Origin of the sequence: Janibacter cremeus (assembly GCF_013409205.1) — a bacterium.
In the GTDB taxonomy this organism is placed as follows: Bacteria; Actinomycetota; Actinomycetes; order Actinomycetales; family Dermatophilaceae; genus Janibacter; species Janibacter cremeus.
This window is the reverse complement of sequence record NZ_JACCAE010000001.1, coordinates 790,548-815,347: the sequence shown is the minus strand read 5'-3', so window position 1 is coordinate 815,347 and position 24,800 is coordinate 790,548. Positions and strand designations below refer to the sequence as shown.

At 69.4% G+C, this 24,800-nt stretch carries 28 protein-coding genes; 22 read left to right on the top strand and 6 right to left on the bottom strand.

Translation table 11 applies throughout. The features are described from left to right. Positions 1 to 18: 18 nt before the first annotated feature. The 17 genes from prfA to BJY20_RS03630 all read left to right on the top strand — a co-directional run bounded on the left by prfA (position 19) and on the right by BJY20_RS03630 (position 14,617). Positions 19 to 1,104, top strand: coding sequence for a peptide chain release factor 1 (prfA, locus tag BJY20_RS03710; RefSeq protein WP_185990298.1), 1,086 nt, complete (start codon positions 19 to 21; stop codon positions 1,102 to 1,104). Further along, a complete protein-coding gene (gene prmC / locus BJY20_RS03705) occupies positions 1,101 to 1,997 on the top strand; it encodes a peptide chain release factor N(5)-glutamine methyltransferase (RefSeq protein ID WP_185990297.1) in 897 nt (298 codons plus the stop codon). The genes prfA and prmC overlap by 4 nt, the downstream gene beginning before the upstream one ends. A 302-nt stretch (positions 1,998 to 2,299) precedes the next feature. Then, complete coding sequence (locus tag BJY20_RS03700) at positions 2,300 to 3,127, top strand: L-threonylcarbamoyladenylate synthase (RefSeq protein WP_185990296.1); 828 nt, start codon at positions 2,300 to 2,302, stop codon at positions 3,125 to 3,127. Continuing rightward, positions 3,117 to 4,394 (top strand): serine hydroxymethyltransferase, encoded by a 1,278-nt coding sequence (locus BJY20_RS03695; protein WP_185990295.1) that lies wholly within the window; start codon positions 3,117 to 3,119, stop codon positions 4,392 to 4,394. Before BJY20_RS03700 ends, BJY20_RS03695 begins: the two co-directional genes overlap by 11 nt. Before the next feature lie 34 nt (positions 4,395 to 4,428). After that, positions 4,429 to 5,565 (top strand): MraY family glycosyltransferase, encoded by a 1,137-nt coding sequence (locus tag BJY20_RS03690; protein WP_185990294.1) that lies wholly within the window; start codon positions 4,429 to 4,431, stop codon positions 5,563 to 5,565. 110 nt (positions 5,566 to 5,675) lie between these two features. Then, positions 5,676 to 6,095: a hypothetical protein gene (locus BJY20_RS03685; RefSeq protein WP_185990293.1), complete on the top strand. Its 420-nt coding sequence runs from the start codon at positions 5,676 to 5,678 to the stop codon at positions 6,093 to 6,095. After that, a complete protein-coding gene (locus BJY20_RS03680; RefSeq protein WP_185990292.1) occupies positions 6,092 to 6,457 on the top strand; it encodes an AtpZ/AtpI family protein in 366 nt (121 codons plus the stop codon). Before BJY20_RS03685 ends, BJY20_RS03680 begins: the two co-directional genes overlap by 4 nt. Then, positions 6,454 to 7,290, top strand: a complete 837-nt coding sequence (atpB, locus tag BJY20_RS03675; protein ID WP_343062764.1) for a F0F1 ATP synthase subunit A — start codon at positions 6,454 to 6,456, stop codon at positions 7,288 to 7,290. Before BJY20_RS03680 ends, atpB begins: the two co-directional genes overlap by 4 nt. 112 nt (positions 7,291 to 7,402) lie before the next feature. Further along, positions 7,403 to 7,606, top strand: a complete 204-nt coding sequence (locus tag BJY20_RS03670; RefSeq protein WP_185990291.1) for an ATP synthase F0 subunit C — start codon at positions 7,403 to 7,405, stop codon at positions 7,604 to 7,606. Between the two features lie 50 nt (positions 7,607 to 7,656). Beyond that, positions 7,657 to 8,247, top strand: coding sequence for a F0F1 ATP synthase subunit B (locus BJY20_RS03665; RefSeq protein WP_343062763.1), 591 nt, complete (start codon positions 7,657 to 7,659; stop codon positions 8,245 to 8,247). Beyond that, a complete protein-coding gene (locus tag BJY20_RS03660; RefSeq protein ID WP_185990290.1) occupies positions 8,247 to 9,056 on the top strand; it encodes a F0F1 ATP synthase subunit delta in 810 nt (269 codons plus the stop codon). Before BJY20_RS03665 ends, BJY20_RS03660 begins: the two co-directional genes overlap by 1 nt. A 73-nt stretch (positions 9,057 to 9,129) precedes the next feature. After that, the gene (gene atpA / locus BJY20_RS03655; protein WP_185990289.1) at positions 9,130 to 10,767 is read left to right on the top strand and encodes a F0F1 ATP synthase subunit alpha; all 1,638 of its coding nucleotides are present in this window, start codon (positions 9,130 to 9,132) and stop codon (positions 10,765 to 10,767) included. Positions 10,768 to 10,872: 105 nt separating this feature from the next. Then, positions 10,873 to 11,772: a F0F1 ATP synthase subunit gamma gene (locus BJY20_RS03650; protein ID WP_185990288.1), complete on the top strand. Its 900-nt coding sequence runs from the start codon at positions 10,873 to 10,875 to the stop codon at positions 11,770 to 11,772. Positions 11,773 to 11,791: 19 nt separating this feature from the next. After that, on the top strand, positions 11,792 to 13,246 hold the full coding sequence (gene atpD / locus BJY20_RS03645) for a F0F1 ATP synthase subunit beta (RefSeq protein WP_185990287.1): 1,455 nt from the start codon (positions 11,792 to 11,794) through the stop codon (positions 13,244 to 13,246). Between the two features lie 125 nt (positions 13,247 to 13,371). Further along, positions 13,372 to 13,839: a DUF2752 domain-containing protein gene (locus tag BJY20_RS03640; RefSeq protein WP_221935233.1), complete on the top strand. Its 468-nt coding sequence runs from the start codon at positions 13,372 to 13,374 to the stop codon at positions 13,837 to 13,839. Between the two features lie 71 nt (positions 13,840 to 13,910). After that, the gene (locus BJY20_RS03635) at positions 13,911 to 14,177 is read left to right on the top strand and encodes a F0F1 ATP synthase subunit epsilon (protein ID WP_185990286.1); all 267 of its coding nucleotides are present in this window, start codon (positions 13,911 to 13,913) and stop codon (positions 14,175 to 14,177) included. A gap of 8 nt (positions 14,178 to 14,185) precedes the next feature. After that, entirely contained in the window at positions 14,186 to 14,617 is a 432-nt protein-coding gene (locus BJY20_RS03630) for a DUF2550 family protein (protein WP_185990285.1), read from the top strand. A 112-nt stretch (positions 14,618 to 14,729) separates the two neighbouring features. On the opposite strand, the gene BJY20_RS03625 is transcribed toward BJY20_RS03630, so the two are convergent. Next, positions 14,730 to 15,380, bottom strand: coding sequence for a cob(I)yrinic acid a,c-diamide adenosyltransferase (locus BJY20_RS03625; RefSeq protein WP_185990284.1), 651 nt, complete (start codon positions 15,378 to 15,380; stop codon positions 14,730 to 14,732). Positions 15,381 to 15,544: 164 nt separating this feature from the next. Between BJY20_RS03625 and BJY20_RS03620 the strand changes: the two genes are divergently transcribed. The 3 genes from BJY20_RS03620 (at position 15,545) to BJY20_RS03610 (ending at position 18,482) form a co-directional block, all read left to right on the top strand. Further along, positions 15,545 to 15,898, top strand: coding sequence for an STAS domain-containing protein (locus BJY20_RS03620; RefSeq protein WP_185990283.1), 354 nt, complete (start codon positions 15,545 to 15,547; stop codon positions 15,896 to 15,898). Between the two features lie 219 nt (positions 15,899 to 16,117). After that, positions 16,118 to 18,133, top strand: a complete 2,016-nt coding sequence (locus tag BJY20_RS03615) for a protein meaA (protein ID WP_246297272.1) — start codon at positions 16,118 to 16,120, stop codon at positions 18,131 to 18,133. 25 nt (positions 18,134 to 18,158) lie between these two features. After that, a complete protein-coding gene (locus BJY20_RS03610) occupies positions 18,159 to 18,482 on the top strand; it encodes a hypothetical protein (RefSeq protein WP_185990281.1) in 324 nt (107 codons plus the stop codon). Positions 18,483 to 18,486: 4 nt separating this feature from the next. Here the strand turns inward: BJY20_RS03610 and BJY20_RS03605 are convergent, their stop codons facing one another. From BJY20_RS03605 to nucS, 3 genes are all read right to left on the bottom strand, one after another. Continuing rightward, on the bottom strand, positions 18,487 to 19,476 hold the full coding sequence (locus BJY20_RS03605; protein ID WP_185990280.1) for a slipin family protein: 990 nt from the start codon (positions 19,474 to 19,476) through the stop codon (positions 18,487 to 18,489). Continuing rightward, a complete protein-coding gene (locus tag BJY20_RS03600; protein ID WP_185990279.1) occupies positions 19,473 to 19,877 on the bottom strand; it encodes an NfeD family protein in 405 nt (134 codons plus the stop codon). The genes BJY20_RS03605 and BJY20_RS03600 overlap by 4 nt, the downstream gene beginning before the upstream one ends. A 127-nt stretch (positions 19,878 to 20,004) precedes the next feature. After that, complete coding sequence (gene nucS, locus BJY20_RS03595) at positions 20,005 to 20,700, bottom strand: endonuclease NucS (RefSeq protein ID WP_185990278.1); 696 nt, start codon at positions 20,698 to 20,700, stop codon at positions 20,005 to 20,007. Between the two features lie 143 nt (positions 20,701 to 20,843). On the opposite strand from nucS, the gene BJY20_RS03590 reads away from it, so the two are divergent. Beyond that, complete coding sequence (locus BJY20_RS03590) at positions 20,844 to 22,052, top strand: 3-hydroxyacyl-CoA dehydrogenase family protein (RefSeq protein WP_185990277.1); 1,209 nt, start codon at positions 20,844 to 20,846, stop codon at positions 22,050 to 22,052. A gap of 117 nt (positions 22,053 to 22,169) precedes the next feature. Then, the gene (locus tag BJY20_RS03585) at positions 22,170 to 22,457 is read left to right on the top strand and encodes a hypothetical protein (protein WP_185990276.1); all 288 of its coding nucleotides are present in this window, start codon (positions 22,170 to 22,172) and stop codon (positions 22,455 to 22,457) included. A 100-nt stretch (positions 22,458 to 22,557) separates the two neighbouring features. Here the strand turns inward: BJY20_RS03585 and ccrA are convergent, their stop codons facing one another. Beyond that, complete coding sequence (gene ccrA / locus BJY20_RS03580) at positions 22,558 to 23,898, bottom strand: crotonyl-CoA carboxylase/reductase (RefSeq protein WP_185992437.1); 1,341 nt, start codon at positions 23,896 to 23,898, stop codon at positions 22,558 to 22,560. Positions 23,899 to 24,074: 176 nt separating this feature from the next. Continuing rightward, positions 24,075 to 24,512 carry a methylmalonyl-CoA epimerase gene (gene mce / locus BJY20_RS03575; RefSeq protein WP_185990275.1) on the bottom strand — a complete coding sequence of 146 codons (438 nt, stop codon included), beginning with the start codon at positions 24,510 to 24,512 and terminating at the stop codon, positions 24,075 to 24,077. Positions 24,513 to 24,800 lie beyond the last annotated feature (288 nt).

Below are 24,800 nucleotides of genomic sequence, written 5' to 3'. Positions count from 1 at the left end.
CACACCGGAGGCCCACTCGTGCTCGATTCCGTCGAGGCCCTGCTCACCGAGCACGCCGAGCTGGAGGCCGCCCTGGCCGACCCGGCCGTCATCGGTGACCCGGACCGTTTGCGTGAGGTCAACCAGCGCTATGCGCACCTGACCCCGATCGTCACCGCCAAGCACGCCCACGAGGAGGCCCTCGGCGACCTCGAGGCCGCCCGTGAGCTCGCGGGGGAGGACCCCTCCTTCGCCGAGGAGGTCCCGGCGTTGCAGGAGGCCGCGGACGAGGCCGAAGGCCGGCTGCGTCGCCTGCTGATCCCACGTGACCCCGACGACGACAACGACGTGATCCTGGAGATCAAGGCGGGCGAAGGGGGAGCGGAGTCGGCTCTCTTCGCCGGTGACCTGCTGCGCATGTACCTGCGGCACGCGGAGAAGCGCGGCTGGAGCACCCAGATCCTCGACTCGACCGAGTCCGACCTCGGCGGTTACAAGGACGTGCGCGTGGCGGTCTCCGCCAAGGGCACGCCCGCGCCCGGCGAGGCCCCGTGGGCCCGTCTGAAGTACGAGGGGGGCGTCCACCGCGTCCAGCGCGTACCCGTCACCGAGAGCCAGGGCCGCATCCACACCTCGGCCGCGGGCGTGTGGGTCATGCCCGACATCGGAGAAACAGCCGAGGTCCACATCGGTCCGAACGACCTGAAGATCGACGTCTACCGCTCCTCCGGGCCCGGCGGGCAGTCGGTCAACACCACCGACTCCGCCGTGCGGATCACCCACCTGCCGACCGGGACCGTCGTCTCCTGCCAGAACGAGAAGTCCCAGCTGCAGAACAAGGAGTCGGCCCTGCGCGTGCTGCGTGCCCGCCTGCACCAGATGGCGATGGACGAGGCCGCCGCCGAGGCCGCCGAGGCCCGTGCCTCGCAGGTGCGCACCGTCGACCGCTCGGAGCGCATCCGCACCTACAACTTCCCCGAGAACCGGATCAACGACCACCGCACCGGCTACAAGGCCCACCACCTCGACACCGTTCTGGACGGCGACCTCGACGCGGTCGTCGACTCCGCGGTCGAGGCCGACGAGGCCGCCCGACTGGCTGCGCTCGCCGGGGACGAGGGGTGACCTCCCTGCGGGCGGAGGTGGATCACGCGATCGCCGCCCTCACGCACGCCGATGTCCCCTCCCCGCGGGCGGACGCGATGCTGTTGGCCGCCCACGCGATCGGGGCCGACCGCTCCGAGATCGAGCGCCGCATGCTGCTCGGTGGTGACGTCGAGCCGGACCAGCTCCGTCGGCTGCGTGCGCTCGTGGCCGAGCGCGCCGCCCGGGTGCCCCTGCAGCACCTCACCGGCACCGCCCCCTTCCGCCGTCTGGAGCTGCAGGTCGGGCCGGGGGTCTTCGTGCCCCGCCCGGAGACCGAGGCCGTCGCCGAGCTCGCCGTCACCGAGCTGATCGCGATGGCCGGATCGCACGGGACCGACACGCCGACCGTCGTGGACCTGTGCACCGGCTCGGGAGCGCTCGCGCTCGCGGTCGCCGACGAGGTGCCGGGCGTGCGAGTGACGGCCGTCGAGGTCGACGACCTCGCCCTGGCCTGGGCCGCGCGCAACATCGAGGTCACCGCTCTGCCCGTCGAGCTCGTCGCCGCCGACGCCGGCACCCCGGCCGCGGACGTGCCGGGGCTGGTCGGGCTCGTCGGCCGCGTCGACGTCGTCGTGAGCAACCCGCCCTACATCCCGGTGGGGATGGTGCCGCTCGAGCCGGAGGTCGCCGAGCACGACCCGTCGGTGGCCCTCTACGGGGGGAGCGAGGACGGCCTGGCGATCCCGCTCGCCGTCGCCGCCACCGCCGCGACCCTGTTGCGCCCCGGCGGGCTGCTGGTGATGGAGCACGCCGACTCCCAGGGAGAGTCGCTCCCGCGGGCTCTGCGGGCCACCGGCGCCTGGGTCGACGTGGTCGACCACCCCGACCTGTCCGGTCGGCCCCGCGCCACGGTGGCTCGCCGGGCAGGGTGACACTTCCCGGCGACGGGGGCCCACCACGCACGAACCCCGCTGCGTGCGCAGCGGGGTTCGCGGAGGATTCGCGGTGGTCGGCGACCACCGGGCAGTGACTCAGAGGATGAACATCAACAGCGCGATGATCAGCAGCACTCCGACGATCGTCCAGATCAAGCTCGAACCACGCATGTGTTCCTCCTTCAGTCACGGCACGGTTGCCGATTGCGCCCCAACCTACCCACGGGTCGGCCAGTACATGCGTGTATTGCGCCGGGCAATGTCCGGGGCGATCCGCAGCGGGTCATAAGGTGGTGGCCATGAGCCCCGTCGTCGATGCCACCACCGACCGCGAAGGGAGCATCGAGGCCTGCGTCGATGCCGTCCGCCGTGGCGAGGTCGTGGTCATCCCCACCGACACCGTGTACGGGATCGGCGCCGACGCGTTCGACCCGGCAGCCGTCAACGACGTCCTCGAGGCGAAGGGGAGGGGCCGGGACATGCCCCCGCCCGTCCTCGTGCCCGACGCCCGCACCATCGACGGTCTCGCCCGCGACGTGCCGGACGCGGCCCGCCGGCTCGTCGAGTCACTGTGGCCCGGCCCGCTGACGCTCGTGCTGTGGGCCCAGCCCTCCCTCCACTGGGACCTCGGCGAGACCGCCGGCACCGTCGCCCTGCGCATGCCGGACGACGAGGTCGCCCTGGCCGTCCTGCGCGAGACCGGCCCACTGGCCGTGACCAGCGCCAACCGCACCGGCGAGTCGGCCGCGACGAGTGTCACCGACGCCGCCGTCCAGCTCGGGCCGAGCGTCGCCGTCTACGTCGACGGGGGTCCTCGTGCCACCCTCGCGCCGTCGACGATCCTCGACTGCACCGGTGACCACCCGCGGGTGCTGCGCGAGGGCGCGATCGACCGCGCCCGGCTCGAGGAGGTCCTCGGGGCCGACTTCGACACGGCGCCGGACGCCCCCTTCGCTCCCGAGGAGCAGGAGGGCGAGGCCGACACGGAGGCTGGCGAGACCACCGACGCGGCCCCGGCCGAAGAGTGGAACAATCCCCAGCAAGCAGATCCGGTCGAACGGGCCCAGCCCGCGACTGGGACCACCACCGACACGCCCAGCCACACGGAGGCCAGCGATGACCGATGACACCTTCTACGGATCCGACTTCGGCGCGCTGCGCGCCTTCGACCCCGAGATCGCCGGTGTGCTCACCAGCGAGCTGGACCGGATCCGGGGCGGTCTGCAGCTCATCGCCAGCGAGAACATCTCCTCCCCGGAGGTGCTGACCTCCCTCGGCTCGACGCTGAGCAACAAGTACGCCGAGGGCTACCCCGGTCGTCGGTACTACGGTGGCTGCTCCGAGGTCGACAAGGCCGAGGAGCTGGCGATCGAGCGCTGCACGAGCCTGCTGGGTGCCGAGCACGCCAACGTCCAGGCCCACTCCGGCGCCAGCGCCAACCAGGCGGTCTACGGCGCCTTTCTCGCCCCGGGCGAGAAGATCCTGGCGATGTCGCTGCCGCACGGTGGCCACCTGACCCACGGCACCAAGGTCTCCTTCTCCGGCAAGTGGTTCGACGCCGTCCACTACGGCGTCCACCCCGAGAGCGAGGACGTCGACTACGACGAGATGGAGCGCCTGGCCTTCGAGCACCGTCCCAAGGTGATCTGCTCGGGTGGCTCGGCGATCCCGCGCCTGATCGACTTCGAGCGCATCCGCGCGATCTGCGACGAGGTCGGCGCGATCATGTGGGTCGACGCGGCGCACTTCATCGGTCTCGTCGCCGGCCAGGCCATCCCGAGCCCGGTGCCCTACGCCGACGTGGTCACCTTCACCACCCACAAGGTGCTGCGCGGGCCCCGCTCCGGCGCGCTGGTGTGCAAGGAGGAGCACGCCAAGGCGCTGGACAAGGCGATCTTCCCGATGATGCAGGGCGGCCCGCAGATGCACACCATCGCGGCGAAGGCGGTCAACTTCAAGGAGTGCGCCACCCCCGAGTACGCGACGTACGCGACGAACGTCATCGCGAACGCCAAGGTGCTCGCCGACGAGCTCGGCCAGCGCGGCATCCGCCCGACGACCGGCGGCACCGACACCCACCTGGCACTGCTGGACCTGCAGGGCGTGGAGGTGAGCGGCAAGGACGCCGAGGCCCGCTGCGACGCCGCCGGCATCACGCTGAACAAGAACGCGATCCCCAACGACCCGCAGAAGCCCTCGATCGCCTCCGGTGTGCGCGTCGGCACGCCGTGCGTGACGACGCAGGGGATGGGCACCGACGAGATGGTCACCATCGCCGAGCTGATCCACACTGCCGTGACGAAGGGGGACGCCGACCCCGAGCACGAGGTCTCCCGTCAGGTGCGCGGCACCGTCACCGACCTCGTGACGCAGTTCCCGGCGTACCCGCGCTGATCCGCCGGGTCCACAGCGCAGGCGGAGGCAGCAGGTGAGGGAGTACGCCTTCGTCTTCCTCATCGCGCTGTCGACGACCTACGTCCTCGTCCCGCTGATGCGCACGTTCGCTGTGCGCGTGGGTGCCTTCACCGAGGTGCGCGAGCGTGACGTCAACGTCGCGCCGGTCCCGCGGCTTGGGGGCGTGGCGATGTTCCTCGGCTATGCCGCGGCGACGCTCGTCGCGTGGCGGATGCCCTTCCTCAGCCAGGTCTTCGAGTCCGCGGAGCTCGTCGGCGTCCTCGCCGGAGCGGGCGTCGTCTGCCTGGTCGGGGCGATCGACGACGTGTACGAGCTGGACGCGCTGACCAAGCTCGGCGGGCAGCTCGTCGCGGCGACGATCATCGCCTTCGCCGGGGTGCAGTTCTTCTCCCTGCCGCTCGGGGTCGTCACGGTGCTGCCGGCGCCACTGCTGGTGATCCTGACGATCTTCGTCGTCGTGCTGTGCATCAATGCGGTGAACTTCATCGACGGGCTCGACGGGCTCGCCGCCGGGCTGGTGGCGATCGCGGCCGGCTCCTTCTTCATCTACAGCTACGTGATCACCGCCGGCATCAGTCCGCCCAACGTCTTCTCCTCCGCGACCTTCGTCGCCGCGGCGCTGGCCGGGAGCTGCATGGGCTTCCTGCCGCACAACATCTTCCCGGCGAAGCTGTTCATGGGGGACTCCGGGGCGCTGACCCTGGGCCTGCTCTTCGCGGCGGCGACGATCCTCAACGTCGGCCACATCTCGCCTGCGGACGTCAGCACCAACCGGGCCACCGCGACGATCCTGCCGCTGCTCATCCCGGTCTCGATCATCATGCTGCCGTTGCTCGACGTCGCCTGGGCCGTGGTGCGGCGCACCGCTCGCGGCCAGCGCCCGTGGCAGCCGGACAGCCAGCACCTGCACCACCGGATGCTGCAGATCGGCCACGGCCACCGGCGTGCGGTGCTCCTGCTGTGGCTGTGGGCGGCCGTCGTGGCGATGGGTGCGGTCAGCTTCGTCTTCCTGCCGCCCGGCGTCGCAGCCGCCGGGGGAGTGGTGATGGTCCTGGTCGCGACGGCCCTGACGGCGTGGCTGCCGCGCTTCTCCCGGCCGGGTCACCGGCCCAAGAAATTCGACCGCGCCGGCCGGCGACTCGATTTCTGACGCGTCGATTGGGCCGCTCCGCGGCGCTTGTGTAAACTTTCACAAGCACCTTCCAGTACCCTTGGTGCGTCCCCCGCAGAGCACCCCTGCTCCCGTCCCGAAGTGAGCCGATGACGACGCCACCCCGCCGCACTCCCGTGCAGGGCATGCGCCGTGGCGTCCTCGCCTGCGGCCTGTTCGGGACCCTCGCCCTCACGGTGGTGGGGGCCTTGGCGAAGGGGTCGGATGGCGCCCTGAGTGCGCTGGCCGGAGCCCTGCTCGCCTTCGTCGTCATCCTCGTCGGCCTGCTGGCCATCACGGTCATCGTTGATGGGGACCCCGCGGTCTCGATGGCCGGTGCCGGTGTTGTCTACCTGGGCCAGCTCATCCTCCTCGTCGGCGCCCTGTTGGCGCTGCACGGCGCCAGCTGGCTCGACGGCGAGATCACCGCCTTCTCCGCGGTCGTTGCCACCGTCCTGCTGCAGGCAGGACAGGTGACCGGCTACGTCCGTTCGCGCCACGTGATCTACCCGCAGGCGGGCCGCGCATGAGCGCCCCGGCCAGCCGCCCCGACAGGCTGCGTCTGATCACCAAGAAGCAGGCTGACCCGTCGACCACTGCATCCCGGTACGCCGTCGACCCGACCCGACCGAACCCGATCGTCGCGGCCGATGCCATGGGGTCGACCGTCCTCGCACACCTGATCACCGGCCCGGTTCTCTTCGGAGGAGCCGGCTGGCTGTTGGACCGCTGGATGGGGGGCACCGTCTTCGTGGCCGTCGGCATCATCCTCGGTATGGCGCTGTCGCTCTACATCATTTGGCTCCGATACGGTACGTCCCAGGCACCCACGACCGAGCACCCTGATGGGTCGACGCGCGCTGCCGCGCCACACAACGAGGAGATTCAGTGACCTTGACTGCGCTCGCGCCAACGCTGGCGGCTGCCGGAGGCGGGGAGAGCTACCAGGCCCCCACTCCGGAGATCTTCTGGCAACCCCTCTTCGAGGTGGGCGGCCTGACCATCACCAACCAGATGGCCTGGGCCGCGATCATCACCGCGGTGCTGTCCTTCGTCATGATCGCGCTCAGCAAGCGTGCGGCGGTCGTACCGGGTAAGGGTCAGTGGCTCTTCGAGGGCTTCTACAACTTCCCGCGCAACTCCATCGCGCGCGACATGATCGGTACCAAGGAGTTCCGCCGGTTCGTGCCGCTGCTGTTCACGCTGTTCACGATGGTGCTCTTCTTCAACCTCGCCGGGTCCTTCTTCCTGACGATGAACCCGGTGACCGGCAAGGTCGCCTTCCCGATCGCCCTGACGATCGTCGTCTACGTCGTCTACCACTGGGTGGGCATCCAGCGCATGGGACTCGGCGGCTACTTCAAGCACATGATTCCGCCCGGCCTGCCCGCGTGGATCGTTCCCTTCGTCTTCCTCCTCGAGCTGGTGACCTACCTGGTCACGAGGCCGCTGACGCTCGCCCTGCGACTCTTCGGCAACATGTTCGCTGGACACATGGTGATCTACCTGTTCGTCACGGGCGCCTTCTTCTTCCTGCTGCACGGTGACGGCGTGCTCCTGCGACTGCTCTCCCTGCCGACCTTCGTGATGGCCGGCGTCATGGTCCTCTTCGAGATCCTGGTCCAGTTCCTGCAGGCCTTCGTCTTCGCACTCCTGGCAGCCAGCTACATCGCCGGCGCCGTCGCCGAGGAGCACATTCCCGACGCCGTCGCCGCGAAGCACTGAGCCACGGTCCGCGGACCGCACGACCCACAACTTCATAACCCGCACACACACCAGACATCCCCGCGAGATGCACTCGCGGTGGATCAGAAGAAACACGAAAGAGGAATCTCACATGGACGGCTCCCTCAACCTCATCGGTTACGGCCTCTCCGCCATCGGTCCGGCCATCGCCGTCGGGCTGATCTTCGCCGCGTACATCAACGGTGTGGCCCGTCAGCCCGAGTCGCGCAACCTGCTGCAGCCGATCGCCATCCTCGGCTTCGCCCTTGCTGAGGCGCTCGCCATCTTCGGTCTGGTGCTCGCCTTCGTCCTCTGATTCGCCGGTAACGGCATCAGTCAAACCGGCACCAGCCACTAGGAGTACCCGTGCACATCACCGCAACCGCCTCGTCGGTAGTGGGGCTCGCCATGGCGGAAGAGGGCAGCATGCCTCTGATCCCGCACTGGGAAGAGCTCGTCTTCGGGCTGATCATGTTCGCGATCCTCTACTGGGTCGTCGCGAAGAAGGTCGTCCCGAACATCGAGCAGGCCTACGCCGAGCGTCACGCCGCGATCGAGGGTGGCATCGCCCAGGCGGAGAACGCCCAGGCCGAGGCCGAGGCCGCCAAGGCCCACTACGAGTCGCAGCTCGCCGAGGCCCGTGCCGAGGCCGCCACCATCCGTGAGGACGCCCGCGCCGAGGGCGCTGCCATCGTCGCGGAGATGCGCGGTCAGGCCCAGGACGAGGCCACCCGGATCACCGAGTCGGCGCACAAGCAGATCGAGGCGGAGCGCCAGCAGGCGTCCATCTCGCTGCGCGGTGAGGTGGGTCGCCTCTCGACCGATCTGGCCGGCCGCATCGTCGGACACGAGCTGCAGGACTCCTCGAGCCGCCAGAGCCTCATCGACGGCTTCCTGACCGACCTGGAGACGGGCAAGGTCCAGCCGGAGCGCGTCACGACAGGTAGTGACGCCTGATGCGAGGTTCCTCCCGCGCTGCCGTCATCGAGGGTCGTCCGGCCTTCGAGTCGGCGCTGACGTCCGGTGACCCGGCCGTCGTGGCGGACGAGCTCTTCGCCGTGGTCGGGTTGCTCGACGACAACCCGACCCTGCGTCGCGGTGTCGCCGACCCCTCGCGCGAGGGCACGGACAAGTCGGGTCTGGTGACCCAGCTGCTCGCCGGAAAGATCTCCGAGGACACCATCGGTGCCGTCGCGAGCCTCGCCGCCCAGCGGTGGGCGTCCGAACGGGACCTCACCGACACGCTCGAGCGCTTCGCCGTCGAGGCCACGCTCAAGGGTGCCGAGGACAACCGCGCGATCGACCAGGTCGAGGACGAGCTCTTCCGCTTCGAGCGGGTCGTCGCCGGCAACCCCGAGCTGCGTGATGCGCTCGGCAACCGTCAGGGTGACCGGGCAGGCAAGGCCGAGCTGGTGAGCACGCTCCTGGCGGACAAGGTCAGGCCGGAGACGCTGCGTCTCGCGCGACAGGCCGTGCTGGCCCCGCGTGGTCGCCGTTTCGCCCGGGTCGTCGAGGAGTACCTCGAGATCGCGGCCGAGCGTCGCCAGCAGTACACCGCAGTCGTCATGACCGCGGTCGACCTCACCGACGCACAGCGCACCCGGCTCTCGGACGCTCTGCAGCAGATCTACGGCAAGGCGGTCCAGCTGCACGTCGTCCACGACGAGGACGTGATCGGCGGGATTCGTGTCCAGATCGGCGACGAGGTCGTCGACGGCACCGTCCTGCACCGCCTCCACGAGGCACAGCGACACCTGGCCGGCTGAGGCTCGAGTCCATATCCACCATGCAGACCACCCACTCGGCCCCCACCACGGCCGGCAACGAGGAGAAGACAACATGACGGAGCTTTCGATCCGTCCGGAGGAGATCCGGGACGCCCTGGACGGCTACGTGCAGTCCTACAACCCGGGCGCGGCCTCCCGCGAAGAGGTTGGCCGCATCACCGACACCGGTGACGGCATCGCCCACATCGAGGGCCTGCCCTCGGCCATGACGAACGAGCTGCTCGAGTTCGAGGACGGCACGCTCGGCCTCGCGCTCAACCTCGACGTCCACGAGATCGGCGTCGTCGTGCTCGGCGACTACTCGAAGCTGGAGGAGGGCCAGGAGGTCAAGCGCACCGGCGAGGTCCTCTCGGTCCCGATCGGTGACAACTTCCTCGGCCGCGTCATCAACCCGCTGGGCCAGCCGATCGACGGCCTCGGCGAGATCGTCTCCGAGGGGCGTCGCGCGCTCGAGCTGCAGGCTCCGAGCGTCGTCGAGCGCAAGTCGGTCCACGAGCCGCTGCAGTCGGGCATCAAGGCCATCGACGCCATGATCCCGGTCGGTCGCGGCCAGCGTCAGCTGATCATCGGTGACCGCCAGACCGGCAAGACCACGGTCGCGGTCGACACGATCATCAACCAGAAGCAGGCCTGGGAGACCGGCGACCCGGACAAGCAGGTGCGCTGCATCTACGTCGCCATCGGTCAGAAGGGCTCGACGATCGCCTCGGTCAAGGGCTCCCTCGAGGAGGCCGGCGCGATGGAGTACACGACCATCGTCGCGGCTCCCGCGTCCGACGCCGCCGGCTTCAAGTACCTGGCGCCGTTCACCGGCTCCGCCATCGGTCAGCACTGGATGTACCAGGGCAAGCACGTCCTGATCGTCTTCGACGACCTGAGCAAGCAGGCCGAGGCCTACCGCTCGATGTCGCTGCTGCTGCGCCGCCCCCCGGGCCGCGAGGCCTACCCGGGTGACGTCTTCTACCTGCACTCGCGTCTGCTGGAGCGCTGCGCGAAGCTCTCCGACGAGATGGGTGCCGGCTCGATGACCGGTCTGCCGATCATCGAGACGAAGGCGGGTGACGTCTCGGCGTACATCCCGACCAACGTCATCTCGATCACCGACGGTCAGATCTACCTGCAGGCCGACCTGTTCAACTCGGACGTCCGTCCTGCGATCGACGTGGGTGTCTCGGTCTCCCGGGTCGGCGGTGACGCGCAGATCAAGCCGATGAAGAAGGTCGCCGGTCGTCTCAAGCTCGACCTGGCCCAGTTCCGCTCCCTCGAGGCCTTCGCGATGTTCGCCTCCGACCTCGACCCGGCCAGCAAGCAGCAGCTGGCCCGAGGAGCCCGTCTCGTCGAGCTGCTCAAGCAGCGCCAGGCCGACCCCTTCCCGGTCGAGGACCAGGTCGTCTCGGTCTGGGCCGGTACCACCGGTCGCCTCGACGACGTCGCGGTCACCGACATCTCGCGCTTCGAGTCCGAGTGGATCGACTACATGCACCGCAACGAGCAGGGTCTGCTCGACGCGCTGCGTGAGCGCGGCGACTGGGAGGACTCGACTCAGCAGGCGCTGGCCACGGCCTTCGACGCCTTCCGTCCGACCTTTGTCGCGTCCGACGCGGACGAGGTGCCGGTCGGCAGCGCCGAGGAGGACGGCGACGACGCGCTGGACTCCTCGCAGGAGCAGATCGTCAAGCAGAAGCGCTGATGTCCTGCGCCGGGTGCCCTCGGGCGCCCGGCCGGGGCACCTCGCAGCCCTTGGTCGGCCGTCGGCCGACTTCTCGACCACGAACCACCAGAGAGGCGGAAACGCATGGGAGCGCAGATCCGGGAGTACCGGCAGCGCATCCGGTCCGTCAGTGCGACCAAGAAGATCACGCGCGCCATGGAGCTCATGGCAGCGGCGCGGGTCGTCAAGGCACAGCAGGCCGTGCGTGAGTCCACGCCGTATGCGCGTGCCCTGACCCGGGCGGCGTCGGCGGTGGCCACCTACTCCGACGAGGACCATCCCCTGACCACGGAGCGTGAGGACGTCACGCGTGCCGCGCTCGTCGTCGTCGCGGCGGACCGTGGCCTGGCCGGCGGGTACAACGCCCACGTCCTCAAGGAGAGCGAGCGCGTGGCTGCGCGGTTGCGTGAGGAGGGCAAGGAGGTCGTGCCCTACCTCGTCGGTCGGCGCGCGGTCTCGTTCTACTCGTTCCGCAAGCGCGACTTCGCGGCCGAGTGGACCGGGTTCACCGAGAAGCCGAAGTTCGAGAACGCCCGAGAGATCGGCGAGCGGCTCGTCGCGGACTTCAACGCCGACACCGACGAAGGGGGAGTGGACGAGGTCCACATCGTCTCCACCCGCTTCGTGTCGATGGTCGGCCAGGACCCGGAGGCCGTCCGACTGCTGCCGCTGGAGGTCGTCGAGGGCGTCGAGGAGCCGGAGGGTGATGAGATCTACCCGCTCTACGACTTCGAGCCCAACGCCGAGGAGCTGCTCGACACGCTGCTGCCGCGCTACGTCAACGCACGCATCTTCAACGCCCTCCTGCACGCGGCCGCCTCCGAGCTCGCGGCGCGTCAGCGCGCCATGAAGTCGGCGACCGACAACGCCGAGGAGCTCATCAAGAAGTACACCCGGCTGGCCAACCAGGCCCGCCAGGCCGAGATCACCCAGGAGATCTCCGAGATCGTCGGCGGCGCCACCGCCCTGGCCGAGTCCAAGTGAGAAGGTAGAGAGAAACCCCATGACTGCCACCGTCACCGAAGAGAACACCACCACCGCTGGTGGGGTCGGGCGCATCTCCCGCGTCATCGGCCCGGTCGTCGACGTCGAGTTCAGCGTCGACACCATGCCCGAGCAGTTCAACCTGCTGACCACCGAGGTCGTCACCGACGGCGAAGCCCACACGATCAACCTCGAGGTCGCCCACCACATCGGCGACAACATGGTTCGGGCGATCTCGCTGCAGCCCACCGACGGACTCGTCCGCGGCTCCCAGGTGCAGGACACCGGCGGTCCGATCACCGTGCCCGTCGGTGATGTCACGCTCGGCAAGGTCTTCAACACCACCGGTGCCTGCCTCAACCTCGAGGAGGGCGAGACCCTCGAGGTCTCCGAGCGCTGGGGGATCCACCGCCAGGCCCCGCCCTTCGACCAGCTCGAGTCGAAGACCACCATGTTCGAGACCGGCATCAAGGTCATCGACCTGCTCACCCCGTACGTCCAGGGTGGAAAGATCGGCCTCTTCGGTGGAGCCGGTGTCGGCAAGACCGTCCTCATCCAGGAGATGATCGCCCGCGTCGCGCGCGACCATGGCGGTGTCTCCGTCTTCGCCGGGGTCGGCGAGCGCACCCGTGAGGGCAACGACCTCATGGTCGAGATGGAGGAGGCCGGGGTCCTCGGCCAGACCGCACTGGTCTTCGGCCAGATGGATGAGCCGCCGGGCACGCGTCTGCGCGTGGCCCTGTCCGCCCTGACGATGGCGGAGTACTTCCGCGACGTGCAGAAGCAGGACGTGCTGCTCTTCATCGACAACATCTTCCGCTTCACCCAGGCGGGCCAGGAGGTCTCGACCCTGCTGGGTCGCATGCCCTCCGCCGTGGGGTACCAGCCGACTCTCGCCGACGAGATGGGCACGCTCCAGGAGCGGATCACCTCCACCCGTGGTCACTCGATCACCTCGATGCAGGCGATCTACGTGCCGGCCGATGACTACACGGACCCGGCCCCGGCGACGACCTTCGCCCACCTCGACGCGACGACCGAGCTCTCCCGCGAGATCGCCTCGCAGGGTATCTACCCGGCCGTTGACCCGCTGACCTCCACCAGCCGGATCCTCGACCGTCGGTACATCAGCGAGGATCACTACAGCACCGCGGTCCGCGTGAAGTCGATCCTCCAGCGCAACAAGGAGCTGCAGGACATCATCGCGATCCTGGGTATCGACGAGCTGTCCGAGGAGGACAAGGTCCTCGTCGGTCGTGCGCGTCGCATCGAGCGGTTCCTCTCGCAGAACACCTACGTCGCCAAGCAGTTCACCGGTCTCGAGGGTTCGACGGTTCCGCTCGCGGACACCATCGAGGCCTTCACGAAGATCAGCGACGGCGAGTACGACCACGTCGGTGAGCAGGCCTTCTTCATGTGCGGTGGCCTCGACGACGTCGAGCGCCAGTGGGCGGAGATCCAGAAGAACACCTGATCCGCCATCGACACCGCAGCCGCCCCCCTTCGCCCGACGGAAGGGGGGCGGCTGCGTGCGTTGCCGGAGAGACCTACACTGGCCGACATGAGGACAGCCGGGGTCGAGCGCGTGGCAGTGCCGCGATGACGGCCACCACCAGTCAGGGGCCGGTCCGGCTCGCCCGGGGGACCCGCAGCGAGCGAGTCGTCGTGCTCATCATCGCCGCCGTCAGTCTGGTCGGCATGGTCATCGCGCGACTGTGGCCCCTGACCTCGGTCGACTCCGGCCAGCCGACGTGCCTGCTGAGGATCTTCACCGGACTGCCCTGCCCGGGCTGTGGCATGACCCGGGCCTGGGTGCACGTCGCGCACGGTGATCTGCTCACGGCCTTCGAGTACAACCTCTTCGGACCGATCGGCATGGCCGTCGCGGCGGGGATCATCGTCTACGTCGGGGTCGCGCTCGTGCGACGCCGCCCGCCGGAGCGCATCCTCACGCTCGTCGACCCCAAGATCCTGCTCGGGCTGATCGCCGTGTGGATGGCCTACTCCGTCGTCCGGATGGTCAGCCTCGGGGCGGGCCAGGACTACTTCGCACTCGTGGTCTCCTGACCGGTGACCATCGATCGCCCCCACTCGGGCTACCATGGACGTGTACTCACCCCGATCTCGAAGGACCCCCAGTGAGCTCCCTGAACGTCGAACTCGTTGCCGCAGACCGCAAGGTCTGGTCCGGAGAGGCCAGCATCGTGCGAGCCCGCACCACTGAGGGCGAAATCGGTGTCATGCCGGGCCACACCCCGATGCTCGGTGTCCTCGTCGAGGGGGACGTGCTGATCTCCTCCCCAGAGGGGGAGCAGACCGCCTCCATCGACGGTGGCTTCTTCTCCGTCGACCACGACACCGTGACGATCGTCGCGGAGACCGTTCAGGTCCCGGCCAAGGCCTGACCCAGCTGATGTCAGCCCTGCAAGTCGTGGAGATCCTCCTCCTTGCAGGGTGCCTGCTCCTCGCGCTGTGGCTGGTCGTGCTGTGGTTGCGCCGACGTGCGCTGGCCGCCCACGAGCCCGTGTGTCCCTGCGCCATCCAGCTGCCCGGGTCGCCTCGTTGGCGGCTCGGGTTGCTGCGTATGGGGGCGCACCATCTCGACTGGTTCAGCGTGGGTGGCCTGACGACGTCCCCCGCGATGTCGTGGGCGCGTGAAGGACTGGAGATCTCCACCCCCGCACCGGAGTCCGTCTCGCTCCCGGGGCTGGACGCTGCGGTCGCGGTGACCCTGACCCGCGGGGACGACCACCTGGTCGACCTCGCCGTCGAGCCGAAGATCTATCCGGCGGTGCGCTCCTGGCTGGAGTCCGCCCCGCCCGGCCACAACGCAAACGTCACCTGACGTCGGAAGGCTTCGCCCCCCGGATGCCCCCGCACGTGCCCGCAGGTCTGGTTCGAGGTAATCCTGCGCGTCCGTACGCGCGGGGATACCTCGAACCAGCCGGGATGCGGCATCAGGTGGCGGGGTCCCCCTTCGCCCTGCCCCGACGCTGCGGTGCCTCCTCGCGGCCGCCGCCGGGCTGCCACAGCACGTCCCCGCCGATCGAGAGGTTGGCGATGCGGGCGAGGATGAAGAGCAGGTCCGACAGGCGGTTGAGGTAGGTCGTCGTCAGCGGGCTCACGCCGCCGATCCCACGCTCGCCGGCCATCTGCGTGCCGTACTCCTCGCGCGCAGCCCAGGCCGAGCGCTCGGCCCTGCGGACCACGGTCGTCGCGTGGTGCAGGTGGGCCGATGCCGCGGTGCCGCCGGGGAGGATGAAGGAGCGCAGCGGCTCCACCTGCTCGAGGTAGAGGTCGCAGTCGGCCTCGAGCTCGTCGACCCACACCTGCTTCACGCGCAGCGGCGGGTACTTCGGCTCCTCCAGCAGCGGGGTCGACAGGTCGGCACCCAGGTCGAAGAGGTCGTTCTGTACCCGGGTGAGGGTCGCGACGACCTCCTCGGGCAGCTCTCCGGTCGCGATGGCCACCCCGATGACCGAGTTGGCCTCGTTCGAGTCGGCGTAGGCCTGCAGGCGCGAGTCCGTCTTCCTCGTGCGGCTGAAGTCCCCGAGCGCGGTCGTGCCCTCATCGCCGGTGCGGGTGTAGATCTTCGTCAGATTGACCATGCCGTCATCGTCGCAGGTGCCCTCGCTGACCGCGCGGAGGCTGCGACTTGACCATTTGCAGGGAGTTGTGTAACCGCATCGTGACTGCAGGGTGCAACCGAATCGGTGCGGCGCGCGTCACACTGGCTGACAACGGTTTCAGCAGGGGAAAGCAGGTGACCGTCATGAGCGCACTGACTGCGCTGGCGCCAGTGGGTGGCGAGGGAACCACCCGCGTCCGGGTGGGCGTGCCCTTCGACATCAGGCACAGTGCCGACCTGCGTCAGGAGTTCGTCGCCGTGCTGCGCGGCGGCGGAGGTCTGGTTCTCGTGGACATCTCGGAGTCGACGGTCATCGACCAGACGGGCTTCGCCACCCTGGTCGGGGCGCACGCCCGTGCCGCCCGGGCGGGCCGGCGACTGCGCTTCACCGGTGCCGACGAGCGCACCACCCGACTGCTGCGCCGTGCCGGGCTGACCCGACTCCTCCACGGCGTGGAGCAGGTGCGCCCGCCCCGCCGGGACACCGCCGTCAGCTGAGCCGCGCCATTGGCTGGGTGGAGGTCGACGCGCGGACGATTCCTCGGCGAGTTGGCGTCCACCCGCGAGCAGCCACTGCGGCGACTGTGGCGACCTTCACCGCGGACGACCCTGTGACGTCGGGCCGCGCGAGGGTACCTTGCCACCATGGCCGAGAGCACCGATTCCCCCACCCCCGCCGCCGAGGCGACGCGTCCCGCGCGTGACCGTCCTTGGGTGATGCGCACCTACGCCGGGCACTCCAGTGCCGCGGCGTCCAACGAGCTGTACCGCCGCAACCTGGCCAAGGGCCAGACCGGCCTCTCGGTTGCCTTCGACCTGCCGACGCAGACCGGATACGACCCCGACCACGTGCTCAGCCGCGGTGAGGTCGGCAAGGTCGGCGTGCCGATCAGCCACATCGGCGACATGCGCAAGCTCTTCGACCAGATCCCGCTCGGCGAGATGAACACGTCGATGACGATCAACGCCGTCGCGATGTACCTGCTGGCGATGTACCAGGTCGCGGCTGAGGAGCAGGCCGAGGCCGCCGGCCAGGACCCGGCCGAGGTCGTCGCCAAGCTCGGCGGCACGACGCAGAACGACATCATCAAGGAGTACCTCAGCCGCGGGACGCACGTCTTCCCGCCCGGCCCCTCCATGCGCCTGATCACCGACATGGTCACCTACACGGTCGGGGAGATCCCCAAGTGGAACCCGATCAACATCTGCAGCTACCACCTGCAGGAGGCCGGCGCGACGCCCGTGCAGGAGGTCGCCTACGCGATGTCCACGGCCATCGCCGTCCTGGACGCCGTGCGCGACTCCGGTCGGGTGCCGCAGGAGGAGTTCGGCAGGGTCGTCGCCCGCATCTCCTTCTTCGTCAACGCGGGCGTGCGTTTCGTCGAGGAGATGTGCAAGATGCGCGCCTTCGTCGAGCTGTGGGACGAGATCACCCGGGAGCGCTACGGCGTCACCGAGGCCAAGCAGCGCCGCTTCCGCTACGGCGTCCAGGTCAACAGCCTGGGCCTGACCGAGGCGCAGCCGGAGAACAACGTCCAGCGCATTGTCCTGGAGATGCTCGCGGTGACGCTGAGCAAGGACGCCCGCGCCCGCGCCGTGCAGCTGCCGGCGTGGAACGAGGCGCTCGGTCTGCCGCGCCCGTGGGACCAGCAGTGGGCACTGCGTCTGCAGCAGGTCCTGGCCTTCGAGTCCGACCTGCTCGAGTACGACGACCTCTTCGCCGGCTCCCCGGTCGTGGAGGCCAAGGTCGCCGACATCGTCGCGGGCGCCAAGGCGGAGATCGATCGCATCCAGGACATGGGCGGCGCCGTCCCGGCCGTCGAGTCCGGCTACATGAAGTCGGCGCTCGTCGCGAGCCATGCCAAGCGACGCCAGCGCATCGAGGCCGGCGAGGACATCGTCGTCGGCGTCAACAAGTTCGAGACCACCGAACCGAATCCGCTGACCGCCGACCTGGACACCGCGATCCAGACGGTCGACGAGGGCGTCGAGGAGGCCGCGATCGAGGCCGTGCGCGCCTGGCGTTCCGAGCGTGACGCTGACCCCGAGCGCGGTGGGCGCGCCACGGCCTCCCTGGAGAGCCTGCGCGAGACCGCCCGGACCGACGAGAACCTCATGGAGGCCTCCCTCGAGTGCGCCCGCGCGGGTGTCACGGTCGGGGAGTGGGCCCAGGCGCTGCGCGAGGTCTTCGGTGAGTTCCGCGCCCCGACCGGTGTCTCCGGCTCGGTCGGTGTCGCCGACGGCGGCTCGCAGGAGCTGCAGGCCGTGCGCGACCGGGTCGCCAGGACGCAGGAGGAGCTCGGTGAGAAGCTGCGCGTCCTCGTCGGCAAGCCCGGACTGGACGGTCACTCCAACGGCGCCGAGCAGATCGCGGTGCGGGCGCGCGACGCCGGCTTCGAGGTCATCTACCAGGGCATCCGCCTCACACCCGACCAGGTGGTCTCCGCCGCGGTCGCCGAGGACGTGCACCTCGTCGGTGTCTCGATCCTCTCCGGCTCGCACATGGAGCTCGTCCCTGACGTCCTCGAGGGGCTGAAGGCGCAGGGAGCCGGTGACATCCCGGTCATCGTCGGCGGGATCATCCCCGAGTCCGACGCGAAGCGGCTGACGGAGATGGGCGTGGCCGCGGTGTTCACGCCCAAGGACTTCGGTCTCAACGAGATCATGGATCGCTTCGTCGACATCATCCGCGAGCAGCGCGGCCTGCCGGCACAGGAGCCCGCCACCGCCTGATCCTCGGCCGTCCTAGAGTGGCGGGGTGACCATGCACTGTCCCGCGACGCTTCTGCTCACCGGCACACCGGAGGGCGAAGGGGGCGTGCCCGTCCTCGTCGAGCGGCTCGCCGGCGAGCGGGTCCTGACGGTCGTGACCGCCCCGGGTGATGCCCGGGGGGCGGCGGTGGCTGCCGGGCTGGACGTGCCGCTGGAGCAGGAGCCCGGCCTGGCTGCGGGCCCACCCTCGTCGTCCGTGCTCGGGGAGATCGCCGACCTGCACCGGGGCGAGACCGTGCTCGTGCTCAGCGGCGGCACCGGCAACGCAGCAGCCACCATCACGCGGATCGAGCTCGGCGAGGCCTTCTAGAGGGTCACTCCCGGTCGCCGCTTTCGTGGCCGACCGGTCCGGGGTGGTCGCCCTGCGGCGGTGCCTCGTGCCCGTCGTCCGACCATGCGCCGTGGTGGGTGGTCGCGCCCTGAGCCGCTGGCCGTGCGGCCGGGTCGTCTGCTGCCGGCCCGCCGGAGGTTGGCCCACCGGCTGCAGGTGCGGCGGTGCTGCCCGCTGGGGCATCCCCCTTCGCCGTGCCGGATTGGCCTCCCAGCGCCGTGCCGGCGGCGTCGAAGAGGCGCAGCAGCTCCATCGGCAGCGGGAAGACGACCGTGGAGTTCTGCTCCGCGCCCAGCTCGAGCATCGAGGAGAGGGTGCGCAGGTGCATCGCGGCCGGGTGGGCCTCCATGACCTCCGCGGCCCGGGCGAGGTTCTCGGCGGCCTCCTGCTCACCGATGGCGTGGATGACCTTGGCGCGACGGTCGCGCTCGGACTCCGCCTGGCGGGCCATGGCGCGCCGCATGCTCTCCGGGAGCATCACGTCCTTGACCTCGACGATCGTGACCTTGATGCCCCACGGGTTGGTCACCTCGTCGATGATCTGCTGCAACTTGGAGTTGATCTCCTCGCGCTTGGTCAGCAGGTCGTCCAGGGTGGTCTGGCCGATGATGCTGCGCAGGGTCGTCTGGGCCACCTGTTGGGTACCGACCTGGTAGTTCTCGATGGACAGCACGGAGCGGACCGGGTCGACGACGTTGTAGTAGGTCACCGCGTTGACCTGCACCGTGACGTTGTCCTTGGTGATCAGGTCCTGCGGCGGGATGTCGTAGGTGTGCGTGCGCAGGTCGATCTTGTTCACCTTGTCCACGATGGGCGCGACGATGATGATCCCCGGGCCCTTCGCTTCCTGGATGCGCCCGAGCCGGAAGACCACCGCCCGCTCGTACTCGGTGATGACTCTCACCGCCCGGGTGACGATGTAGATCACGACCAGGGCCGCGATCACCAGACCGATCAGGGTGGTGTTGATCATGACTCCTCCTTGTCACGCGACGACTCGAGGGGTTCGACGAGCAGCTCCAGCCGCTCCACGGCGGTGATCCGCACGTCCTGGCCGGGGCGCAGGGGCACGTCGCTGCGTACCGACCACCAGCTGCCCTCGACGAAGACCTGACCGTGGCTGCCCTCCGCCGAGCGCAGGGCGACCACCTGGCCCGGGAAGACGTCGGCGCCGGTGCTGCTCGAGGGGGAGCGGCTGTACCGCCGCCACAGCAGTGCGGTCAGGACGAGACCGACGGCGGCCAGGACGAGCAACGGCACGACCAGGCCCCAGAGCAGGCCCCACCCGATCCCGAGCTCGTCGGCCAGCCAGGACAGCACGTCACCGGCGTCCGGTTCGAGCGAAGGGGGATGGAGTGGCTGCGTGGTCGCCATGCCTCGTCCTTCCCTCGGCTGCTGTGGCCAGCCTAGTCTCAAGGGGGTTTCGCGGCTCGTCCCTCGCACCTCAACCACCGGTGGTTGAGGGGGAGGGAGCGTCTGCGGCCGAGCCCCGCAGCGAGGCTCAGAAGAGGCGGTGCATGCTCGTGTCGATGCCCTTCAGCTCGTCGTAGTCGAGGGTGACGCAGCGGATGCCGCGGTCCTGCGCGAGCGTGCGCGCCTGGGGTTTGATCACCTGGGCGGCGAAGACGCCGTTGACCGGCCGCAGCGCCGGGTCGCGGTTCATCAGCTCGAGATAGCGCGTCAGCTGCTCGACGCCGTCGATCTCGCCGCGGCGCTTGATCTCCACGGCGACCGAGACCCCCTTCGCGTCCTTGGCCAGGATGTCCACCGGCCCGATGGCCGTCATGTACTCCCGGCGCACGAGGGTGTAGCCCTCGCCGAGGGTCCCGATGTGCTCGGCGAGCAGTTTCTGCAGGTGGGCCTCGACGCCGTCCTTGACCAGGCCAGGGTCCACCCCCAGCTCGTGGGAGGAGTCGTGGTGGATCTCGTGCAGGCGCACCCGCAGGTGGTCCTCGGTCTTGGCGTGCTGGACGTTCCACACGGCGACGACGCCCTCGCTGGCCTGGGTCTCGTCGGGCTCCACCTCGGCCATGGCGCACGGGGGAGCCATCCAGTTCAGCGGCTTGTAGGAGCCGCCGTCACTGTGGATGAGCACGGAGCCGTCCGCCTTGACGATGAGCAGACGGGTCGCCAGGGGCAGGTGGGCGTTCAGCCGGCCCTCGTACTCGACACTGCAGGTCGCAATCACCACTCGCACGGGGTTGACCCTACGACCCCGGCGGGCAGGGCCCAAGCGGGTCCACCGGTCCCGGATCGGGTGCGGTGTCGCGGATCACCTGTGCCCACTGTCACGCCGCTGCGCACTACCCGGTGGCCGGCCGGACTGCAACACTCCCAGACATGTCTGAATCGCCCTCTCTCGCCGACGTCCTCGTCTTCCCGTACCTGAACCACGCGGCCTCGATGTTCGAGGAGAAGTATGCCTCCCGGGAGGACCTCGACAACGGCATGCGCTTCGGGTGCGGCCTGCCCAGAGGCCCCCTGACCGTCATCGACGAGCTCGGCCTCGAGACCGTCCGCGACGCCCTCGACGCGCGCTTCGCCGAGACCGGCGATCCGCGCCACCAGCCGAACGCGGCCTTCGAGCGGCTCATCGCCGACGGCCGCACCGGCAAGGCGGCCGGCAAGGGCTTCTACACCTATGAGGGTGACGAGGTCGTCGCCGACGACCTGACCCCCTCCACGGGCGGCGGCGGCGCGGCCCGTGAGGTCGAGGCCGTCGGCGTGGTCGGCTCCGGCACGATGGCCACCGGCATGGTCGAGGTCTTCGCGACCAGCGGGTTCCCGGTCACCTACGTCGCCCGCAGCCAGGAGAAGGTGGACGCGGTTGCCGCGAAGATCGCCAAGAACCTCACCCGCAAGGTCGACAAGGGCCGGATGGAGCAGGCCGACGCCGACGCGGTCCTGGGCCGCCTCACCGGGTCCCTCGAGCGCGAGTCCCTCGCCGACGTCGACCTCGTCGTCGAGGCGATCGCCGAGGAGATCGGCATCAAGAACCAGCTCTTCGCCGACTTGGACCGCATCTGCAAGGACGGTGCCGTGCTCGCCACGACGACCTCCTCGCTGTCCATCGCCGACCTGGCCGCCCGGACGAAGCGTCCGCAGGACGTCGTCGGCATGCACTTCTTCAACCCCGCACCGGTGATGAAGCTCGTGGAGGTCATCGATCAGGAGCACACCGGTCAGGACGTCCTGGACACGGTCGTCGAGCTGTGCAAGCGCACCCGCAAGGTCCCCGTCCGCTGCTCCGACCGGGCCGGTTTCATCGTCAACGCGCTGCTCTTCCCCTACCTCAACGACGCCATCAAGGCGCACGAGGCGGGCTCCTCCCTCGATGAGATCGACGCCGCGATCACCGCGGGTTACGGCTACCCGATGGGACCCTTCGCGCTGCTGGACGTCGTCGGTAACGACGTCGCCCTGGCGATCGAGGAGGAACTGCTCGCCGAGTTCGGGCACGAGTCGCTCACCCCGGCGCCGCTCCTGCGCGAGGTCGTGGCGGCAGGCAAGCTCGGCCGCAAGACCGGTGAGGGCTTCCGCAGCTACTGACGCCTGCACCACCTGTGCACAAAAGGGACTCCCGGAGCAGTAGCACCCCGATTCGTCGGGGGTCGGTCTTCGGGAGTCCCTTTTGTGCGCGTGCCGGCGCCGGGAGACGATGGGCGCATGCCTCGCTCCAACCGCCGTCGTCGTGACGAGCACCGCCCGTTGCGGATGGGGGCCATGGGGTCGCAGACGACGCAGTCGTGGATGGGGCGCTCCTGGGTGGTGCGCCAGCTGAGTGGCCACAGCTCGACCCGCAGCTACACCTGCCCGGGGTGCACGCACGAGATCGCCCCCGGCACACCGCACGTCGTCGTCTGGCCCGACGACGGCCTCGGGGGAGTCGACGACCGCCGGCACTGGCACGGCAAGTGCTGGAAGGCCCGCGACCACGGGCGCTACGGCCGCTGAACCTCCCTTCGCCCACCTCTGCAAGAGAAACCCCGGGTGTGCAGGAGTATGAAACTCATGCACACCCGGGGTTTCGCGGGTGACCCGATAATCGTGGGCGTCAGGCGTCCTGGAAGCGGTTGATCTGCTTGACGAACCGGGCGCGCTTCTCGGTGTTGGTGACACCGAGACCGGCCTCGGGGGCGAGGGTGAGCACGCCGACCTTGCCCTGGTGCTTGTTGTGGTGCACGTCGAGCGTGGCCTGGCCGACCTCGTCGAGGGAGTAGGTGCGGCTCAGCGTCGGGTGGATCAGGCCGCGGCTGATGAGCGCGTTGGCCTCCCAGGACTCGCGGTAGTTGGCGAAGTGGCTGGAGATGATGCTCTTGAGGTTCATCCACAGGTACCGGTTGTCGTACTCGTGCATGTAGCCCGAGGTCGAGGCGCAGGTGACGATCTTGCCGCCCTTGCGCGCGACGTAGACCGAGGCACCGAAGGTCTCACGACCCGGGTGCTCGAAGACGATGTCCACGTCGTGGCCGCCGGTGAGCTCGCGGATCTTCTTGCCCAGGCGCTTCCACTCCTTGGGGTTCTGCTTGGTGCCGTCCTCGTTCCAGAACTGGTAACCCTCCGCGCGCCGGTCGATGATCAGCTCGGCGCCCATGGCGCGGCACATCTCGGCCTTCTCGGGGGAGGAGACGACGCAGATCGGCTCGGCGCCGGCGGCCAGCGCCATCTGGACGGCGTAGGAGCCCAGGCCACCGGACGCGCCCCAGATCAGCACGCGGTCACCGAGCTTGAGCGAGGCGCCGTTCTTGGAGATCAGCTGGCGGTAGGCGGTGGAGTTGACCAGACCGGGGGAGGCGGACTCCTCCCAGGTGAGGTGGTCGGCCTTGGGCATCAGCTGGTTGGCCTTGACGATGGCCAGCTCGGCCAGGCCACCGAAGTTGGTCTCGAAGCCCCAGATGCGCTGCTGCGGGTCCATCATCGTGTCGTCGTGGCCGTCGGCGTCCTCGAGCTCGACGGACAGGCAGTGCGCGACGACCTCCTGACCGGGCTTCCACTTGGAGACGTGGCCACCGGTGCGCAGCACGACGCCGGACAGGTCGGAGCCGACGACGTGGTACGGCAGGTCGTGGCGCTTGGAGTACTTGTTCAGCTTGCCGTAGCGCTCGAGGAAGGAGAAGGTCGACACCGGCTCGAAGATCGAGGTCCACACGGTGTTGAAGTTGATCGCGCTGGCCATGACCGCCACGAGCGCCTCGTCCGGGGCGAGCTCGGGGATCTCGACGTCGTCGATGTGCAGCGACTTGCGCGGGTCCTTGTCGCGGCTGGCCAGTCCCTCGAACATGTCGGCGTCGGCCTTGTGGACGGTCGCGGCGCGGTAGGTCTGCGGGAGGGGGAGGTTCGCGTAGGTCTCCTCGCTCCGGTCACCGGAGAGGATCGCGTCGCGGATCTGGTCGATTGCCATGTGGGTGGGCTCCTCGGCCTCGTGGGGTCGGTCGGTCAGCTGCCGTCGGGGCGACAGTCACTGCGTGCAACTTAAGGGGGTCGCGGCGCCGTTGGGACGGTGCCATGACTGACTTCACACGCCGGGCTCGTGGGGCGGGCCCACACCCCGGGGCGAAGGGGGATGAGGGCTCAGTGGGCCCGGGCCCCGGTCTGATCGGGCTCCACGAGCTCGACGAGGACGCCGCGGGCGTCCTTGGGATGGATGAAGTTCACCCGGGAATTGCTCGTCCCGCGCTTGGGGGTGTCGTAGAGCAGACGCAGGCCGCGCTCGCGCAGGGTCGCGCAGACCGCGTCGATGTCCTCGACGCGGTAGGCGAGCTGCTGCATGCCCTGGCCGTTGCGGTCGAGGAACTTCGCGATCGTCGACTCGGGGGACAGCGGCGCGAGCAGCTGGATGCACGACCCGGAGTCGCCGACGCGCATCATCGCCTCCCGCACGCCCTGCTCCTCGTTGGTCTCCTCGTGCGCGAGCTCCATGCCCAGGGAGTCCCGGTAGAAGGCGATCGCGTCGTCGAGGTCGGGCACGGCGACACCGACGTGATCGATGGCGGTGAAAAGATCAGTCATGCGTCGCAGCCTATTGACGCGACTCCCGCAAGGGGAGCCCATCGCCCTGTGAGGCCCACCACCGCCGGTGCCCGGGCAGCGGGGATGACGCGGTCCCGGATCCTGAGGTGCGACGAAGGAGCCTCGAAGGGCACTCCCTGAGTCGGGCCACCACCCGCCACCCCCGCCACGCCGGTGGTGTACTCGTTGCCTCGCGGTTGTGGCCTGCCCCACCGTCCGGGGGCCTGCCCTCCCTTCGTCCGCGTCGATAGAATCGAGACAACACACGCGGTGTCGCTCCGGTGCCGC

What these genes read in the sequence shown, in the direction of transcription:
- BJY20_RS03630 (WP_185990285.1), top strand. Translation starts at nt 14,186, where the DNA reads ATGTCAGCCCTGCAAGTCGTGGAGATCCTCCTCCTTGCAGGGTGCCTG.
- BJY20_RS03585 (WP_185990276.1), top strand. Translation starts at nt 22,170, where the DNA reads ATGCCTCGCTCCAACCGCCGTCGTCGTGACGAGCACCGCCCGTTGCGG.
- BJY20_RS03640 (WP_221935233.1), top strand. Translation starts at nt 13,372, where the DNA reads ATGACGGCCACCACCAGTCAGGGGCCGGTCCGGCTCGCCCGGGGGACC.
- BJY20_RS03685 (WP_185990293.1), top strand. Translation starts at nt 5,676, where the DNA reads ATGACGACGCCACCCCGCCGCACTCCCGTGCAGGGCATGCGCCGTGGC.
- atpA (WP_185990289.1), top strand. Translation starts at nt 9,130, where the DNA reads ATGACGGAGCTTTCGATCCGTCCGGAGGAGATCCGGGACGCCCTGGAC.
- BJY20_RS03660 (WP_185990290.1), top strand. Translation starts at nt 8,247, where the DNA reads ATGCGAGGTTCCTCCCGCGCTGCCGTCATCGAGGGTCGTCCGGCCTTC.
- BJY20_RS03625 (WP_185990284.1), bottom strand. Translation starts at nt 15,380, where the DNA reads ATGGTCAATCTGACGAAGATCTACACCCGCACCGGCGATGAGGGCACG.
- BJY20_RS03670 (WP_185990291.1), top strand. Translation starts at nt 7,403, where the DNA reads ATGGACGGCTCCCTCAACCTCATCGGTTACGGCCTCTCCGCCATCGGT.
- BJY20_RS03700 (WP_185990296.1), top strand. Translation starts at nt 2,300, where the DNA reads ATGAGCCCCGTCGTCGATGCCACCACCGACCGCGAAGGGAGCATCGAG.
- atpD (WP_185990287.1), top strand. Translation starts at nt 11,792, where the DNA reads ATGACTGCCACCGTCACCGAAGAGAACACCACCACCGCTGGTGGGGTC.
- BJY20_RS03695 (WP_185990295.1), top strand. Translation starts at nt 3,117, where the DNA reads ATGACCGATGACACCTTCTACGGATCCGACTTCGGCGCGCTGCGCGCC.
- BJY20_RS03600 (WP_185990279.1), bottom strand. Translation starts at nt 19,877, where the DNA reads ATGGCGACCACGCAGCCACTCCATCCCCCTTCGCTCGAACCGGACGCC.
- BJY20_RS03590 (WP_185990277.1), top strand. Translation starts at nt 20,844, where the DNA reads ATGTCTGAATCGCCCTCTCTCGCCGACGTCCTCGTCTTCCCGTACCTG.
- mce (WP_185990275.1), bottom strand. Translation starts at nt 24,512, where the DNA reads ATGACTGATCTTTTCACCGCCATCGATCACGTCGGTGTCGCCGTGCCC.
- BJY20_RS03680 (WP_185990292.1), top strand. Translation starts at nt 6,092, where the DNA reads ATGAGCGCCCCGGCCAGCCGCCCCGACAGGCTGCGTCTGATCACCAAG.
- BJY20_RS03620 (WP_185990283.1), top strand. Translation starts at nt 15,545, where the DNA reads ATGAGCGCACTGACTGCGCTGGCGCCAGTGGGTGGCGAGGGAACCACC.
- BJY20_RS03650 (WP_185990288.1), top strand. Translation starts at nt 10,873, where the DNA reads ATGGGAGCGCAGATCCGGGAGTACCGGCAGCGCATCCGGTCCGTCAGT.
- BJY20_RS03605 (WP_185990280.1), bottom strand. Translation starts at nt 19,476, where the DNA reads ATGATCAACACCACCCTGATCGGTCTGGTGATCGCGGCCCTGGTCGTG.
- BJY20_RS03615 (WP_246297272.1), top strand. Translation starts at nt 16,118, where the DNA reads ATGCGCACCTACGCCGGGCACTCCAGTGCCGCGGCGTCCAACGAGCTG.